Genomic DNA, 15,974 nt, shown 5'->3' with positions numbered 1-15,974 from the left:
AAGCGCGCTCCTCAGGATGAGGCTGAAGCCGTCGCCCACTACAAAATCAGCCCGCCGTCGACCACCAGCGTCTGGCCGAGCACGTAGGACGACAGCGGCGAGGCGAGAAACAATGCGGCGCCGGCCATCTCCTGCGGCGTGCCGAGCCGTTTCATCGGGATGCCTTCGATCGCGCCGGCGAGCCGCGTCGGGTTTGCGGTCGTCACCTTGGTCATCTTGGTATCGACCAGGCCGGGCGCGATGCCGTTGACGCGGATGCCGTCCTCGGCCCAGGCCTGCGCCAGCGTCCGCGTCAGCCCCATCGCGCCGGTCTTCGACGCATTGTAGGCCGGGTTGCCCTTGGTGGCGTGGAACGCCGCGGTCGACGACACGATGATCAGCTTGCCGGACGATGCTTTGAGCAGCGGGTGGAATTTGCCGGCGCAGGCCATCAGGCTGATCAGATTGACTTCCATCACGTGGCGGAAGCCGTCCATCTCGAACTCGCCGCGGCGATAGATCACCGCGCCCTGCGCCAACACCAGCACATCGAGTCGCTCCAGTGCCGGCGCGAACGCCTCGATCGCCTGCGGCTTGCTGACGTCGAGCTGCGCGTAAGTCAGCCCGTCGAAATCGCTGCCGTCCTCGGGCGCGTAGTCGGTCGTTTGCGCCTGGGTGCCGGTGACGCAGACTTTCGCGCCGCGGGCGCGAAACGCCTGCGCGATGCCGTTGCCGATGCCGCTCGAGCCGCCGACGATCAGCATCTGCTGGCCGCCAAAATCGAGATCGTTCATCGCGGTTTCTCCCTTGTTGTCGTGTCGCGGCTCTGACGGCGCGCGTTTGACCTGTGTCCCAATCGATGCGAGCCTTGTCAATCGGAGCCGGACCGCGACGTGGTCCGCGCAATTCCGCAACAAGAAACAACCGGAGGAAACCGATGAGCTACAAACCCCTGAGCCGTTCCGTCAAAGGCCTGCGCGTGCTGGTCACCGGGGCTGCGAGCGGCATGGGCCGCGCCACCGCGCACGTGTTCGCCGACGAAGGCGCGCGCGTCGCCGTCACCGACGTGACGCTCGAGGCCGCGCAGCCGGTGGCCGATGCGATCAAAGCGCGCGGCGGCGACGCGACCGCATACGCGCTCGATGTCGGTGATGCGGGCGCGATCAGGACAGGCGTCGAAGCGATCGCGCAGGCGCTCGGCGGGCTCGACATCGTCATCAACAATGCCGGAATCTCGGTGCGGCTGGCGATCGACGACGATGGCTACGACGCCGGCTGGGACCGCGCCCTGAACGTGATGCTGAGCGCGCATCCGCGCGTGATCCGCGCCGCGCTGCCCTACTTGCGCAAGTCGTCTTCGCCGCGGATCGTCAACATCGCCTCCACCGAAGCGCTCGGCGCCACGGCCGGCCACAGCGCGTACTCGGCCGCCAAAGCCGGCGTCACGGGTCTGACCCGTTCGCTCGCGGTCGAGCTCGGCCCCGAGGGCATCACCGTCAACTGCATCTGCCCGGGCCCGATCACCACCGCAATGACCGACCGCATCAGCGACGACCACAAGCAGAAATACGCGAGGCGCCGCACCGCGCTGCACCGCTACGGCGACCCGGAAGAAGTCGCCCACATGACCCTGAGCCTGTGCCTGCCCGCCGCGTCGTTTCTCACCGGCGTGGTGATTCCGGTGGATGGCGGGCTGATGGCGAGGAATGCGTGAGGGCTGTCGGTTAGCGCCGCTGCACTCACCTCTGCGCGAGTCATTCCGGGGCACGCATCGCGTCAGCGAGGCGTGAACCCGGAATCCGGAACAGCTCGAGATTCCGGGTTCACGCGCGATGCGCGTGCCCCGGAATGACAAGTTGATAGTTATAAGGACTGTCATTGCCGGGCTCGACCCGGCAATCCATCCTCTTCGTATCAAGCTGGATTAGTTAGCGCGCTGGCGCGCACGATGGATGCGCGGGTCAAGCCCGCGCATGACGGCAGAGGACGTGGCGAGCGTAGTACAGTCGCTCGCGGGCGAACGCGCCGCCCGCTTACTTCGGCAGCGTCGTGCTACCCATCAAGAACTGATCAATCGCCCGCGCGCAGAGGCGACCTTCCCTAATTGCCCACACCACCAGCGACTGGCCGCGGCGCATGTCGCCGGCGGCGAACACCTTGTCGACCGAGGTGGTGAAGTGGGAGAGGTCGGCGGCGACGTTGCCGCGCGGGTCGAGCGCGACGCCGAGCTTTTCGAGCAGGCCCTCCTTGACCGGCGACACGAAGCCCATCGCCAGCAGCACCAGGTCGGCCTGCAGGGTGAATTCGGTGCCGGGGATCGGCTGGAACTTGGCGTCGACGCGGACGCAGTCGAGCTGCTTCACCGCGCCGTTGTCGCCGGTGAAGCTCTGCGTCAGCACCGCGAATTCGCGGACCGCGCCTTCGGCCTGGCTCGACGAGGTGCGCATCTTCATCGGCCAGTTCGGCCAGGTCAGCCCCTTGTCTTCCTTCTCAGGTGGCGCCGCCATGATCTCGATCTGCGTCACCGAGGTGGCGCCCTGACGGATCGAGGTGCCGATGCAGTCCGAGCCGGTGTCGCCGCCGCCGATCACCACGACGTGCTTGCCGGTCGCCAGAATGTCTTCGCCGTTCACCGCTTCGCCGGAGACGCGGCGGTTCTGCTGCGTCAGGAAGTCCATCGCGAAATGGATGCCCGAAAGATCGCGGCCCGGGATCGGCAGGTCGCGCGGATATTCGGCGCCGCCGGTCAGCGCCACGGCGTCGTACTGCTTCAGCAGCTCGGCCGGATCGACCGCGCCGGCCGCACTGCCGCCGACCGGGGAATTGTAATGGAAGGTGACGCCTTCGGCCTCCATCTGCGCGACGCGGCGGTCGATCAGATGCTTCTCCATCTTGAAGTCGGGAATGCCGTAGCGCAGCAGGCCGCCGGCCTTGGCGAGCTTCTCGTAGACGTGGACGTCGTGGCCGGCGCGGGCGAGCTGCTGGGCGCAGGCGAGACCGGCCGGGCCGGCGCCGATCACCGCGACGCTCTGGCCGGTCTTGACCGAGGCGAGCTCGGGCACGAGCCAGCCGTTCTCCCAGGCGCGGTCGACGATGGCGCATTCGATGGTCTTGATGGTGACCGGGTTGTCGTCGATGTTCAGCGTGCACGAGGCTTCGCACGGCGCCGGGCAGATCCGGCCGGTGAATTCCGGGAAGTTGTTGGTCGAGTGCAGGTTGCGCGAGGCCTCCTGCCAGTTGCCCTGGTACACCAGATCGTTCCAGTCGGGGATCTGGTTGTTGACCGGGCAGCCCGGCGCGCCCGGCTGCGCCGAGCCGGTGCCGTGGCAATACGGAATGCCGCAATTCATGCAGCGCGCGGCCTGGTCGCCGAGGTCCTTGTCGCTGAGCGGGACGACGAACTCGTTGTAGCCCTTCACCCGCTCGGCGACCGGCGCATAGACCCGATCGTGCCGCTCGATTTCCAGAAATCCCGTGATCTTGCCCATCAGACTACCAACGCCCCCGAACCTTCGAATTCATCCTGAGCCGTCATCCTGAGGCGCTCGCCCGCTTGGGCGAGCCTCGAAGGATGACTGTTCTGCTGCTGTCCCCGCGGCTGTCGCCCTTCGAGGCCGGTGCTGCGCACCGGCGCCTCAGGGTGACGGGCCTGTCTCGTTGTTAAGCCCCGATCGCGATCTTGGGCTCCTCGGCCTGGCGCGCTTTCAGTTCGCGCAAGGCGCGGCGGTACTCGACCGGCATCACCTTGCGGAATCTCGGCAGCCAGTCTTTCCAGTTGGCCAGGATCTCGGCGGCGCGCTTGGAGCCGGTGTATCTGGCGTGGCGCGAGATCAGCACGTGCAGCCGCTCGATATCCGAACCCAAGAGATCGGCGAACACGTCGACCCGGCCGTGCGCTTCCAGATCGCCGGACTGATGATACGCGTTGGCGTTGATCATTTCTTCCGACAGCACCGGTTCGAGCTCGACCATCGCCATGTTGCACAGCTTGTCGAACGCGCCGTCCTCGTCCAGCACATAGGCGACGCCGCCCGACATGCCGGCCGCGAAGTTGCGCCCGGTCTTGCCGAGCACGACGACGATGCCGCCGGTCATGTATTCGCAGCAATGATCGCCGGCGCCCTCGACCACCGCGACGGCGCCGGAGTTGCGCACCGCGAAGCGCTCGCCGGCGATGCCGCGGAAGTAGCACTCGCCCTCGATCGCGCCGTACATCACGGTGTTGCCGACGATGATCGACTCTTCCGGCACGATGCCGGAATTCGCCGGCGGCCGGACGATGATCTTGCCGCCCGACAGGCCCTTGCCGACATAGTCGTTGCCTTCGCCTTCGAGATCGAAGGTGACGCCGCGCGCCAGCCAGGCGCCGAACGCCTGCCCGGCGGTGCCCTTGAGGTGCACCTGGATGGTGTCGTGCGGAAGACCCGCATGGCCGTAATGCTTGGCGACGACGCCGGACAGCATCGCGCCGGCCGAGCGGTTGGTGTTGTTGATCTCGACCTCGAACTTCACCGGCGCGCCGCGGTCGATCGCCGCCTGGGCGTTGGCGATCAAAGTGCGGTCGAGCACCTTGTCGAGGTGATGATCCTGGAGCTCGGAGTGATAGATGGTCTGGCCCTTCTCGGCCTTCTGCTTGTGGAACAGCTTGGAGAAATCGAGACCCTTGGCCTTCCAGTGCGCCACCAGCGCCTGCTGGTCGAGCATCTGCGACTGGCCGACCATCTCGTTGAAGCTGCGATAGCCGAGCGACGCCATCAGCTCGCGGACTTCCTCGGCGACGAAGAAGAAGTAGTTGATGACGTGCTCGGGCTGGCCGGTGAAGCGCTTGCGCAGCACCGGGTCTTGCGTCGCGACGCCGACCGGGCAGGTGTTGAGATGGCACTTGCGCATCATGATGCAGCCGGCCGCGATCAGCGGCGCGGTGGCGAAGCCGAACTCGTCGGCGCCCAGCAGCGCGCCGATCACGACGTCGCGGCCGGTGCGGAAGCCGCCGTCGACCTGGACGACGATGCGCGAGCGCAGCCGCTCGCGCACCAGCGTCTGGTGCGTCTCGGCGAGGCCGATTTCCCATGGCGAGCCGGCGTGCTTGATCGAGGTCAGTGGCGAGGCGCCGGTGCCGCCCTCGAAACCCGCGATGGTGACGTGGTCGGCGCGCGCTTTCGCAACGCCCGCCGCGACCGTGCCGACGCCGATTTCCGACACCAGCTTGACCGAGACCGCGCTCTGCGGATTGACGTTCTTCAGATCGTAGATGAGCTGCGCCAGATCCTCGATCGAATAGATGTCGTGGTGCGGCGGCGGCGAGATCAGGCCGACGCCGGGCGTCGAGTGGCGCACGGCCGCGATGGTCGCGTCGACCTTATGGCCGGGCAACTGGCCGCCCTCGCCGGGCTTGGCGCCCTGCGCCATCTTGATCTGCATCATGTCGGAATTGGCGAGATATTCCGTGGTGACGCCGAACCGGCCCGAGGCGATCTGCTTGATCGCCGAGCGCATCGAATCGCCGTTGGCCATCGGCTTGAAGCGGTCGGCTTCCTCGCCGCCCTCGCCGGTGTTCGACTTGCCGCCGATCCGGTTCATCGCGATCGCCAGCGTGCTGTGCGCCTCGCGCGAGATCGAGCCGAAGCTCATCGCGCCGGTGGCGAAGCGCTTGACGATCTCGGCGGCCGATTCGACCTCCTCGATCGGCACCGGCTTGCGGCCCTCGGCCTCGGCGCCCTTGATCCTGAACAGGCCGCGCAGCGTCAACAGACGCTCCTGCTGCTCGTTCAGGATACGGGCGAAGGCGCGGTAGCGCTCGACCGAATTACCGCGCACGGCGTGCTGCAGCGTCGCCACCGAATCCGCCGTCCAGGCGTGGGCCTCGCCGCGCGAGCGGTAGGCGTATTCGCCGCCGACATCGAGCGCGGTCTTGTAGACCAGCGCGTCGCCGAACGCGTCGTGATGGCGGCGCACGGTTTCTTCGGCGATCTGCGAAAGCCCGACGCCCTCGATCTGCGAATGCGTGCCGGCGAAGTACTTGGCGATGAAGTCGTTGCGCAGCCCGACCGCGTCGAAGATCTGCGCGCCGCAATACGACTGATAGGTCGAGATGCCCATCTTGGACATCACCTTCAGCAGGCCCTTGCCGATCGACTTGATGTAGCGCTTGACGATCTCGTAGTCGTCGAGCTTGGCCGGCAGCTTGTCCTTGAGCGCGATGATGGTCTCGAAGGCGAGATACGGATTGATCGCTTCGGCGCCGTAGCCGGCCAGACAGGCGAAGTGATGCACTCCGCGCGGCTCGCCCGATTCGACGACGAGGCCGACCGAGGTGCGCAGCCCGACGCGGATCAGATGATGATGCACGGCGGCGCAGGCCAGCAGCGACGGGATCGGAATCCGGTCGGCGCCGGCGGCGCGATCGCTCAGGATGATGATGTTGACGCCGTCACGCACCGCGGCTTCGGCCCGCGCCGACAGGTCCTCGAGCACCTGCTCGAGGCCGGCGGCGCCGAGCGCGGTGTGGAAGGTGGTGTCGAGGGTGCGCGACTTGAAATGCGGATCGCCGATCTCGGAGATCGAACGGATCTTCTCGAGGTCGCCGTCGGTCAAGATCGGCTGGCGGACTTCGAGCCGCTTGGTGCCGGCGATGCCGTGGGTGTCGAACAGGTTCGGCCGCGGCCCGATGATCGACACCAGGCTCATCACCAGCTCCTCGCGGATCGGATCGATCGGCGGGTTGGTGACCTGGGCGAAGTTCTGCTTGAAGTAGGTGAACAGCGGCTTCGGCTTGTCCGACAGCGCCGACAGCGGCGTGTCGTTGCCCATCGAGCCCGAGGCTTCCTCGCCGGTCGACGCCATCGGCGTCATCAGGATCGAGATGTCTTCCTGAGTGTAGCCGAACGCCTGCTGCCGATCGAGCAGCGGCAGATTGGAGCGCTGGCCCTTGACCGGCGCGTCCGGCAGCTCCTCGAGCACGATCTGGGTGCGGCCGAGCCATTCGCGATAGGGCTGGCTGGCGGCGAGCTGCGCCTTGATCTCGTCGTCGGGAATGAGGCGACCCTCGACCAGGTCGACCAGCAGCATCTTGCCGGGCTGCAGCCGCCACTTGGTGACGATCTGGTCCTCCGGAATCTTCAGCACGCCCATTTCGGACGCCATCACGATGCGGTCGTCGCGGGTGACGAGGTAGCGCGCCGGGCGCAGGCCGTTGCGGTCGAGCGTGGCGCCGATCTGGCGGCCGTCGGTGAAGGCCAGCGCCGCCGGGCCGTCCCACGGCTCCATCAGCGCGGCGTGATATTCGTAGAACGAGCGGCGCTGCTCGTCCATCAGCGGATTGCCGGCCCACGCCTCCGGGATCATCATCATCACCGCGTGCGGCAGCGAATAGCCGCCGCGCACCAGGAATTCGAGCGCGTTGTCGAAGCAGGCGGTGTCGGACTGGCCCTCGTAGGAGATCGGCCACAGCCGGCTGATGTCCTTGCCGTACAGCTTGGAGTGCACCGAGGCCTGCCGCGCCGCCATCCAGTTGACGTTGCCGCGCAGCGTGTTGATCTCGCCGTTATGCGCCACCATGCGATAGGGATGCGCCAGCGACCAGGTCGGGAAGGTGTTGGTCGAGAACCGCTGATGCACCAGCGCCAGCGCGCTTTCGAAATCCGGCTCGGCCAGATCGGGATAGTACTTGCCGAGCTGATCGGCCAGGAACATGCCCTTGTAGATCACCGTGCGGCACGACAACGACACCGGGTAGTAACCGGCGAAGCCGCGCTCGCGGCGCTGATAGACCGCGTTCGAGATCGACTTGCGCATGATGTAGAGCTGGCGCTCGAACTCGTCCTCGCTCTTGATCGCGCCGCCGCGGCCGATGAACACCTGCATGTTGGCGGGTTCGGTCGGCTTGACGGTCTCGCCCAGCGACGAATTGTCGGTCGGCACGTCGCGCCAGCCCAGCAGCGTCAGGCCCTCGGCCTTGATCTGGTCGGCGACGATGCTCTGGATCACCTTCCGCCACGAGGTGTCGCGCGGCATGAACAAGGCGCCGACGGCGTATTCGCCCGGCGCCGGCAGCGTGAAGCCGAGCTCGGAGGCCTTGCGGCTGAAGAAGGCGTGCGGGATCTGCACCAGAATGCCGGCGCCGTCGCCGGCGCGCGGATCGGCGCCGACCGCGCCGCGGTGCTCGAGGTTGCACAGAATCCGGATCGCGTCGGCGACGATCTGATGCGACTTGACGCCCTTGATGTTGGCGATGAAGCCGACGCCGCAGGCGTCCTTCTCGCGCGACAGGTCGTACAGGCCTTCGGCCGGCGGACGCCAATCGTGCTCGCGCGCAGGCGCAGTCGTTTTCACGGCCGGGTCCGCCGTCAGCGCATTGGCAACCATGTTCTCGCGCTCAACCTCAGACCCGCTCATTTTCGTCCTCATCTATCCGGCAAGGATATTTTCCAGCAGCGGCGCACTTCGGGCGTCCGCGGCACCCTCCGGGCCACCGCTCGCCGCCGCGAGCCACGATTTCCGTATTCAGACCCCTGTGTCCAGATCGTCCATAGGACAACCCAAGGGTCTCGCGCGGCGTCAGACGCCGCGATTCACGTTGTAATCCCGTGCTGGGCTACCACCGCAATTGAGACAGCGATGCTGTCCTAGCACAACCTTGGCAAATTTTTGTCTAGCACACAAGCGTGCCCGAGTCCTGTTTCCGAAGGTGCAATCGGCGACAACTGCCCCGGATTCAAGCCGAAACTGCCGCGATCCGGCCCAAGCCACGCCCAATTCCGGCGGGAGGCTCCGCGCCGCCCAGGACAGGGCCAAAAGCGGGACGTAGCAGGAGCAGGACATGAATTTCATCGGGTGCGTGATGTCGGCCGGACTGATGGCCACCGCGACCGCAGCGATGGCGCAGCCGGCGCCGCGCGATATCGGGCCGCCGGCCGTCACCGTGGTCTCGGACATCGAGGGGCCCTACGCGGCGCTGCCGCCGCCGCCCCCGCGGATTCGGCGCTACCTGCGCGAAGGCCGCTACGTGCCCGAAGCGAATCTTGCGCCTGACGTGCTGCCGCCGCGGGCGATCGCCGCGATCGCCCGCGACCAGGGTTTCGAGCCGCTCGGCATCCCGCGCCAGCGCGGCATGTTCTACACGCTGGCGGCGATCAACCCGGACGGCGACGACGGCCGCCTGGTGATCGACGGCCGCAGCGGCCGGCTGGTGCGGTTCATGCCGGCGTGGCGGATGGGTGCGGCGATGGAGGACGAGACCGTCGCCAGCTACGGCCCGGTCCAGGGGCTGCCGCCGCTGCCGGAGGGCCGCGCGCCGCGACCGCCGAAGCCGGTGCCGCATCTGGCCAGCCGCGCCCCGACCACGCCGCTGCCGCGGCCTTCGCCGCAGCAATCGACCAAGGGTCCGTCGCCGGCCACGGCCGCCAAGGCCGCGACCGCGGTCGCACCGGTGAAGGACGGCTCCAAGCCGACCACCGACGCCTCGCCGAAGCAGGAAACCGCCAAAGCCGAGGACAAGCCGGCCGCATCGCCCATCGCCGCCCCGGCACCGACCGAGGCCAAACCGTCGACCCCTGCGCCCGCCATCCAGCCCACCGAGCCGATGCCGCCGGTGCAGGGGCTGGAATAGCCTCGCGCGAAAGCCGCGGCTGGATGGTCGAGGTGAGGCGATCAAGCGTGTCGCCACACCTTGACGGCTGATATCAGCAGCACGGCGGCCAACAGAGGGAGCAGGATTGCGTTCGGAACCAGCCCGAGCAATAGACCGCCGATCAACGTTCCCACGATCGATCCGGCGGCCATCACCAGCAGGAAGACCTTGTTCCGGCCGATCACGGAGAAGCTGTCATCCATGCTGTAGCGGGTAAATCCCACCAGCATGGTCGGCAGGCTCACAGCCAGCGACAGGCTCCCCGCCAGCTTGATGTCGGCCCCGAACAGCAGCACCAGGGTCGGAATCAGAAATTCGCCGCCGGCGACACCGAGCAACGACGCGATGACTCCGATGACGAAGCCTGCAATCACGCCGGCGGCGAGCAGCGCCGCGCCGCTGAACAGCGGAGCCCCGGCGACCACATCGTGCGCGAACACCAGGACGCCCGCGATCACAACCAGCAGCATGGCGATGATTCGGTAGAGCGTTTCCGACTTCAGCCGCGTCGCCCAGGACGCGCCGATCCACGCGCCAGCGAGGCTGCCGGCGAGCAGGTTGACGATGATCGGCCAATTCGCCGCCACAGCGGCGAACGGAACGGCGCTGGCGCGAAACGGCAAGGCCGTGGCCACCACGACAAGGCTGACGGCCTTGTTGATGATCACCGCGTCCAGGCCGCGAAATCTGAACAGGCTGATCAGGACGGGCAACCTGAACTCGGCCCCGCCGAGGCCGATCAGCCCGCCCAGCGTTCCGATCAATGCACCCGTGCCGAACGCCAGTGGTTTGGAGCGCGGCTGCGATTCGACGACTTCCGACATGACGGCACCTTCGTGGGAGGTCTGATACCCGCGATCCGTCGTGACGGTTGGATGCACGATCTGCTGACGGCAGGCCGTGGGGTTGTGTGATCGTATCAACCGAGGGGAGCCCCGACCAATATGGACTTTGGCGGGGGCTCACGCCGAGCGCCAGCTCCGGCCCGGTGCGGGGACTGGAGTGAGCCCGGCGCCGGACGCCGGTTCGGCCTATCTCGCCGCCGTGGCTGCGGAAGGCTGACCGGCCGCCTCCAGGATCAGGTCGGCCACCTGCTTCGGATGCGACACCAGCGACAGATGCCCGGCATCGAGCTCGACGGTGGTCGCCTTCATCCGTTTGGCCAGGTAGCGCTCGAGATCGGGATCGATGGTCCGATCCTGCTTCGACACCGCGTACCAACTCGGCTTGCTGCGCCATGCCGCCTCGGTGGTGCGGCCGGCGAACAGCGAAGCGGCGGTCGCGCCCTGCTCCGCATACAGCACCTGCGCCTTGTCGCGATCGACGCCGTTGGCGAAGTCGTTCAAGAACGCATCCTTCGACAGAAGGGTGTAGCCGTCATGGGTCTGGATGCCGGCGCGCACCGGACCGGTGGGAAATCGGCCCGACAGCGCCACGAAATCCTCGCCGGCGTCGGGCGCCCGCGCCGCGACATAGACCAGCGCCGAGACCTTGGGGTCGGTGCCGAGTTGGCTGACCACCGTGCCGCCCCATGAATGTCCGACCAGCACGGTCGGCCCGTCCTGCAGCGCCAGCGCGCGACGGGTCTCGGCGAGCGAATCCTCGAGCGACGACAACGGATTCTGCACCGCGGTCACGTGCAGACCGGCAGCCTGCAGCCGTTCGATGACGCCGGCCCAACTGGAGCCGTCCGCCCAGGCGCCATGAACCAGCACCACGTTGTGCGCCTTGACCGGGGCCGGTGCCGCCATCGCGGCCGTCGGGCCGAAGACTATCATGAGCGCTGCCGCTAGCAGCCGGCCTATGATTCGCGCCCGAAAACGGCTTCTCGACATATCGTTGCTCTCCGTGATGAACGTGCGCCTGAATGGCGTGACGTCGATTGTTCGGAGGCGCGGGTCGCAATGTTACCGCCTTCACAGGAGAGTGACTCCGCAGCAAGCCTGGACGGCACAACAAAACGCCCCGGTTTCCCGGGGCGTTCGACGATGATGATAGATGAGAGTCGCAGCGCGCTTACGCGGCCGCCTTCGCGCCGGCCTGATCGACCACCTGCGGCGCGGAGACGGCGGTGGTGCTGATCGGAATGCTGCGCGGCTTCTTCGCCTCGGGAATCTCGCGCACGAGATCGACGTGAAGCAGGCCGTTCTCGAGGCTGGCGTTCTTCACCGTGACGTAGTCGGCGAGCTGGAACGCCCGCTCGAAGGCGCGCGCGGCGATGCCGCGATACAGCACCTCGGAATTGCCGCCGTTCTCGTTGGCGGTCTTCTCGCCCTTGATCGTGAGCTGATTTTCCTTGGTCACGATCGACAGTTCGGCCGGGGAGAAGCCGGAGACCGCGACGCTGATTCGATAGGCGTTCTCGCCGGTCCGCTCGATGTTGTAGGGCGGATAGCCGGGAGCCGCCGCCTCGCCGGAGGTCTGGTCCAGCAGATTGAACAGGCGGTCGAAGCCGATGGTGGAGCGATAGAACGGGGTGAGATCGAAAGTACGCATGGTGTAGTCCTCCTAGAAGCGACTGTTGGGCGCCCGCCCGCCATCGGGCCGGGCATCGTCTGTGCAGCCGGAGCCGGTTTCCTGACCCCTTGGTGTGGCCTGCACGAAAATGATATGGGAGGGTCGATCCGGTCTTCAAGAGGTCCGGAGAATCTTCGCCGACGTCGATATTTCTGTTCTCCCTTCAGCCATTTAGACCGACCGGACACGGTGCATGACGCTCGTCTCGATTCCCGCCAATCCGGTTCCCGAGGGTGCCGTCTCCGGCACCATCAAGACCCCCGACGGCGCCGAGTTGCGGTTCGCCCGGTGGCCGCCGCCGGCCGGCCGCAAGGGCACGGTCTGCGTCTTCACCGGACGCACCGAGCAGATCGAGAAGTACTTCGAGACCGTGCGCGACCTGCAGGACCGCGGCTTCGCAGTGGCGATGATCGACTGGCGCGGCCAGGGCCATTCGTCGCGGCGGCTCAAGGATGTCCGCAAGGGCTATGTGCGCAACTTCTCGGACTTCGAGATCGACGTCGAGACCTTCGTGCGCGAGGTGGTGCTGCCGGACTGCCCGCCCCCGCATTTCGCGCTGGCGCATTCGATGGGCGGCGCGGTGATGCTGCGGATCGCGTATTCCGGCAAGCGCTGGTTCGACCGCATGGTGTTGTCGGCGCCGATGATCGACCTGCCGGGACGGGCGACCTCGCTGCCGGTGCGGCTGCTGTTGCGGGCGATGCGCCTCGCCGGCCAGGGCGGCCGCTACGTGCCCGGCGGCAACGACGTGCTCGCCAACACCGAGCCGTTCGTCGGCAATCCCCTGACGTCGGACCCGGTGCGCTACGCCCGCAATGCGGCGATCATCGCCGAGGACCCGACGCTCGGCCTCGCCTCGCCGACCGTCGCCTGGGCGGATACCGCCTTCCGCACCATGCATGGTTTTCGCGCGGCGGACTATCCGGCGCGGATCCGGCAGCCGATCCTGATGCTCGCCGCCAGCCATGATACCATCGTCTCGACAGCCGCGATCGAGGAGTTCGCCTATCATCTGCGCGCGGGCTCGCATCTGGTGATCGCCGGCGCCAAACACGAGATCCTGCAGGAGCAGGATCGCTACCGTCAGCAGTTCTGGGCGGCGTTCGATGCATTCGTGCCGGGGACGCCGCTGTTCTGACGAAACACCATTGCTTCAGCAGCCCGATGCAGCGAATCATTCGGCCACCCCCGACTTTCGACTGCGATCGTGGAACTCCACACATCCGCCTTGGTTGCAAGCTGCAACACCCGCCGGCCGCCGCAGGCTCCCGCAAGTACCCTTTGAGAGATCGCGCTCCATGAAAATCCGCAAAGCCGTCTTCCCGGTCGCCGGCCTCGGCACCCGCGTGCTTCCCGCCACCAAGGCGATGCCGAAGGAGATGCTGACGATCGTCGACAAGCCGCTGATCCAGTACGTCGTCGACGAGGCCAAGGAAGCCGGCATCGAGCACTTCATCTTCGTCACCGGCCGCAACAAGGGCATGATCGAGGACCATTTCGACCGCCAGTTCGAGCTGGACATGACGCTGAAGGGCCGCAACAAGACCGTGGAAATGGAGCTCCTGGCGCGCGACCAGCCGGAAGCCGGCGCGATGAGCTTCACCCGCCAGCAGGCGCCGCACGGACTCGGCCACGCCGTGTGGTGCGCGCGAGACATCGTCGGCAACGAACCGTTCGCGGTGGTGCTGCCGGACGAACTGGTGCTGAATACGCCGGGCTGCCTCAAGCAGATGATCCAGGCCGCGGAAAAGCTCGGCGACAAGGCCAACGTCATCGCGGTCGAGGAAGTGCCGGCCGATCGGACGCACCAATACGGCATCTGCGGCGTCGGCAAGCGCGACGGCAAGGCGTTCGAGATCGACGGCATGATCGAAAAGCCGAAGCCCGGCACCGCGCCGTCGAATCTGTCGATCTCGGGCCGCTACATCCTGCAGCCGGAAATCTTCAAGATCCTGGAGACCCAGGAGCGCGGCGCCGGCGGCGAGATCCAGCTCACCGACGCGATGATCGGGCTATCGAAGACGCAGAAGTTCTACGGCGTCGAATTCGAGGGCGAGCGCCACGATTGCGGCTCGAAGGCGGGCTTCCTGCGCGCCAACATCGCCTTCGCGATGCGGCGCGACGATCTCCGCGAGGGCCTGATCGCCGACATGCAGCGTTACCTCGGGAAGTAATCGCCGAGGCTTGGCCGCCCAGGTTGGTCGCCCAAGCCCTCGTCGCTCAAGTCAGGCTCAGGCGACCAGCGTCAGGTCGCTGCGGCTCGCGGCGACCACGCAGCGGTTGCGGCCGAGATCCTTGGCGGCGTACAGCGCCTTGTCGGCGGCTTCGAACAGCACCGACCAGTGTTGCGCCGGGTTCGGCGTCATGCTGGCCACGCCGATACTGACGGTGACGCCGGCCTGACCTCCCGACCAGAGCTCGACCTTCTCGCGGATCGTCTCGGCCATCGCCTGCGCCGCCGTCGCATTCAGGCCCGGCAGCAGGACGGCGAACTCCTCGCCGCCGAACCGCGCCGCGCAATCGCCGGCGCGCTGCACGGTATCGCCGATGCACAACGCGATGCCGACCAGCACCTGGTCGCCCGCCTGATGGCCATAGCTGTCGTTGAAAGCCTTGAAGTGATCGGCGTCGATGATCATCAGCGCGATCGGCGCGTTCGACCGCGCCGCGCGCCGCCATTCGCGGTCGATCGCGATGTCGAACTTGCGGCGGTTGGTCAGGCCGGTCAGCGCATCGGTGGTGGCGAGTTCCTCCAGCCGGCGCTCGGCCTCGGCGCGGCGATCGATCTCACGAATGAAGAACACCGTGAAGCCGGCGACGATGACCGCAAGCCCGAGCAGGATCAGGCCGATCCGGATCGCTTCCGCGCGCCACATCGCGAAGACATCGTTCCACGATTTGCCGACCAGCACCACCAGCGGCCGGGTGCTGTCGGCCCAGACGTACATTCGGGCGATGGCGTCGAGCTTGCCGTGCCCGCTGAACCAGCCGCGCCGCTGACTCAGGACGGCGTTCATGCCGATCTTAGCCATCACGTTGGAACCAAGCAGATCGGCGCTGAACGGCGTGCGCATGATCAACGTGCCGTCGCGCGCGATCACCGCGATGACGTCCTGTGGCGCCAACCGCAGCCGGCTGAACACTTCCTGAAAATAGCTGAAGCGGATCGAACCCGCGACGATGCCGCGAAACTGCCCGTCCGGCCCCGAGACGCGGCGGCTCAGCACGATCGAATAGGCGCCACGGTGCTGCATCGGGCTGCTGATGTAGAGGCCGTGATCGGGCTGATCCCGTTGCACGGTGAAATAGGGTTCTGCGCCGCGATTGGTCTTGTCCGGCGTCCGCGACGCGGAATCGATCGTCAGGTCGCCCCGGGCGTCGAACACCTGGATCGCGCCGAAATGCGGGGCGGTGGCCGCGTGATCGAACAGGATCAGGCGACGGATGGCGTCGTCGACCTGCGAGAGCTGCGGCAGCGCCAGGCTGGAGACCGCGGAACGCAGCGACAGGTCGTAGAGCTCGATGGTGCGATTGATGTCGGCGCTGATCGTGGAAGCCAGATTTTCCTGAGTCTGGCGCGCCAGTTCCTGCGCGTTGCGCCGCATCTCCAGCATGATGCTGCCGCAGACCGCCGAGAACCCGAGCACGGTGACGACCGACGACAGGATCAGGAGGCGCGGCGACATCCGCCGCCGGCGCCCCATTTCATGCCTGATCCGATCGATAATCCCACCACTGTTCATGCCTGAAAATAGCCATTCAAAACTTGCGGAGCGCTTAAGTTGCGATCATGACCTAACCTGCGGTTAACGCTTGATTTCACCGGCGACTGTCGACACTGACCGTGAAG

At 66.7% G+C, this 15,974-nt stretch carries 11 protein-coding genes; 4 read left to right on the top strand and 7 right to left on the bottom strand.

What is annotated here, in order from left to right; genetic code table 11:
- Positions 1 to 38: 38 nt before the first annotated feature.
- Complete coding sequence (locus tag SR870_RS21455) at positions 39 to 773, bottom strand: SDR family oxidoreductase (protein WP_322515519.1); 735 nt, start codon at positions 771 to 773, stop codon at positions 39 to 41.
- Positions 774 to 916: 143 nt separating this feature from the next.
- On the opposite strand from SR870_RS21455, the gene SR870_RS21450 reads away from it, so the two are divergent.
- Positions 917 to 1,693: an SDR family NAD(P)-dependent oxidoreductase gene (locus SR870_RS21450; RefSeq protein WP_322515518.1), complete on the top strand. Its 777-nt coding sequence runs from the start codon at positions 917 to 919 to the stop codon at positions 1,691 to 1,693.
- A 319-nt stretch (positions 1,694 to 2,012) separates the two neighbouring features.
- Here SR870_RS21450 and SR870_RS21445 read toward each other — a convergent pair whose 3' ends face one another.
- Positions 2,013 to 3,467, bottom strand: a complete 1,455-nt coding sequence (locus SR870_RS21445) for a glutamate synthase subunit beta (protein ID WP_322515517.1) — start codon at positions 3,465 to 3,467, stop codon at positions 2,013 to 2,015.
- Between the two features lie 172 nt (positions 3,468 to 3,639).
- Complete coding sequence (gltB, locus tag SR870_RS21440) at positions 3,640 to 8,373, bottom strand: glutamate synthase large subunit (RefSeq protein WP_322515516.1); 4,734 nt, start codon at positions 8,371 to 8,373, stop codon at positions 3,640 to 3,642.
- 424 nt (positions 8,374 to 8,797) lie between these two features.
- Between gltB and SR870_RS21435 the strand changes: the two genes are divergently transcribed.
- Positions 8,798 to 9,586 (top strand): hypothetical protein, encoded by a 789-nt coding sequence (locus tag SR870_RS21435; RefSeq protein ID WP_322515515.1) that lies wholly within the window; start codon positions 8,798 to 8,800, stop codon positions 9,584 to 9,586.
- Positions 9,587 to 9,627: 41 nt separating this feature from the next.
- Here the strand turns inward: SR870_RS21435 and SR870_RS21430 are convergent, their stop codons facing one another.
- The 3 genes from SR870_RS21430 to SR870_RS21420 form a co-directional block, all read right to left on the bottom strand.
- On the bottom strand, positions 9,628 to 10,431 hold the full coding sequence (locus tag SR870_RS21430; RefSeq protein WP_322515514.1) for a sulfite exporter TauE/SafE family protein: 804 nt from the start codon (positions 10,429 to 10,431) through the stop codon (positions 9,628 to 9,630).
- 207 nt (positions 10,432 to 10,638) lie between these two features.
- A complete protein-coding gene (locus SR870_RS21425) occupies positions 10,639 to 11,358 on the bottom strand; it encodes an alpha/beta hydrolase (protein ID WP_322515513.1) in 720 nt (239 codons plus the stop codon).
- Between the two features lie 265 nt (positions 11,359 to 11,623).
- Positions 11,624 to 12,103 (bottom strand): Hsp20 family protein, encoded by a 480-nt coding sequence (locus SR870_RS21420; protein ID WP_322515512.1) that lies wholly within the window; start codon positions 12,101 to 12,103, stop codon positions 11,624 to 11,626.
- A 214-nt stretch (positions 12,104 to 12,317) separates the two neighbouring features.
- Between SR870_RS21420 and SR870_RS21415 the strand changes: the two genes are divergently transcribed.
- Both SR870_RS21415 and galU read left to right on the top strand, forming a co-directional pair.
- Positions 12,318 to 13,262 carry an alpha/beta hydrolase gene (locus tag SR870_RS21415; protein ID WP_322515511.1) on the top strand — a complete coding sequence of 315 codons (945 nt, stop codon included), beginning with the start codon at positions 12,318 to 12,320 and terminating at the stop codon, positions 13,260 to 13,262.
- A 160-nt stretch (positions 13,263 to 13,422) separates the two neighbouring features.
- The gene (gene galU / locus SR870_RS21410; RefSeq protein WP_322515510.1) at positions 13,423 to 14,298 is read left to right on the top strand and encodes a UTP--glucose-1-phosphate uridylyltransferase GalU; all 876 of its coding nucleotides are present in this window, start codon (positions 13,423 to 13,425) and stop codon (positions 14,296 to 14,298) included.
- Between the two features lie 57 nt (positions 14,299 to 14,355).
- Here the strand turns inward: galU and SR870_RS21405 are convergent, their stop codons facing one another.
- Positions 14,356 to 15,867: a diguanylate cyclase gene (locus SR870_RS21405; RefSeq protein WP_322515509.1), complete on the bottom strand. Its 1,512-nt coding sequence runs from the start codon at positions 15,865 to 15,867 to the stop codon at positions 14,356 to 14,358.
- Positions 15,868 to 15,974: the final 107 nt, after the last annotated feature.

Source organism: Rhodopseudomonas palustris (genome assembly GCF_034479375.1).
In the GTDB taxonomy this organism is placed as follows: domain Bacteria; phylum Pseudomonadota; class Alphaproteobacteria; order Rhizobiales; family Xanthobacteraceae; genus Rhodopseudomonas; species Rhodopseudomonas palustris_M.
The sequence above is the reverse complement of the archived record's forward strand: the minus strand, read 5'-3'. Positions and strand labels throughout refer to the sequence as shown.

Excerpts from the sequence above, each read along its gene's own strand:
- SR870_RS21420 (WP_322515512.1), bottom strand. The coding sequence starts at position 12,103 with ATGCGTACTTTCGATCTCACCCCGTTCTATCGCTCCACCATCGGCTTC.
- SR870_RS21415 (WP_322515511.1), top strand. The coding sequence starts at position 12,318 with ATGACGCTCGTCTCGATTCCCGCCAATCCGGTTCCCGAGGGTGCCGTC.
- SR870_RS21445 (WP_322515517.1), bottom strand. The coding sequence starts at position 3,467 with ATGGGCAAGATCACGGGATTTCTGGAAATCGAGCGGCACGATCGGGTC.
- SR870_RS21425 (WP_322515513.1), bottom strand. The coding sequence starts at position 11,358 with ATGGCGGCACCGGCCCCGGTCAAGGCGCACAACGTGGTGCTGGTTCAT.
- SR870_RS21430 (WP_322515514.1), bottom strand. The coding sequence starts at position 10,431 with ATGTCGGAAGTCGTCGAATCGCAGCCGCGCTCCAAACCACTGGCGTTC.
- galU (WP_322515510.1), top strand. The coding sequence starts at position 13,423 with ATGAAAATCCGCAAAGCCGTCTTCCCGGTCGCCGGCCTCGGCACCCGC.
- SR870_RS21455 (WP_322515519.1), bottom strand. The coding sequence starts at position 773 with ATGAACGATCTCGATTTTGGCGGCCAGCAGATGCTGATCGTCGGCGGC.
- SR870_RS21405 (WP_322515509.1), bottom strand. The coding sequence starts at position 15,867 with ATGAACAGTGGTGGGATTATCGATCGGATCAGGCATGAAATGGGGCGC.
- SR870_RS21435 (WP_322515515.1), top strand. The coding sequence starts at position 8,798 with ATGAATTTCATCGGGTGCGTGATGTCGGCCGGACTGATGGCCACCGCG.
- SR870_RS21450 (WP_322515518.1), top strand. The coding sequence starts at position 917 with ATGAGCTACAAACCCCTGAGCCGTTCCGTCAAAGGCCTGCGCGTGCTG.
- gltB (WP_322515516.1), bottom strand. The coding sequence starts at position 8,373 with ATGAGCGGGTCTGAGGTTGAGCGCGAGAACATGGTTGCCAATGCGCTG.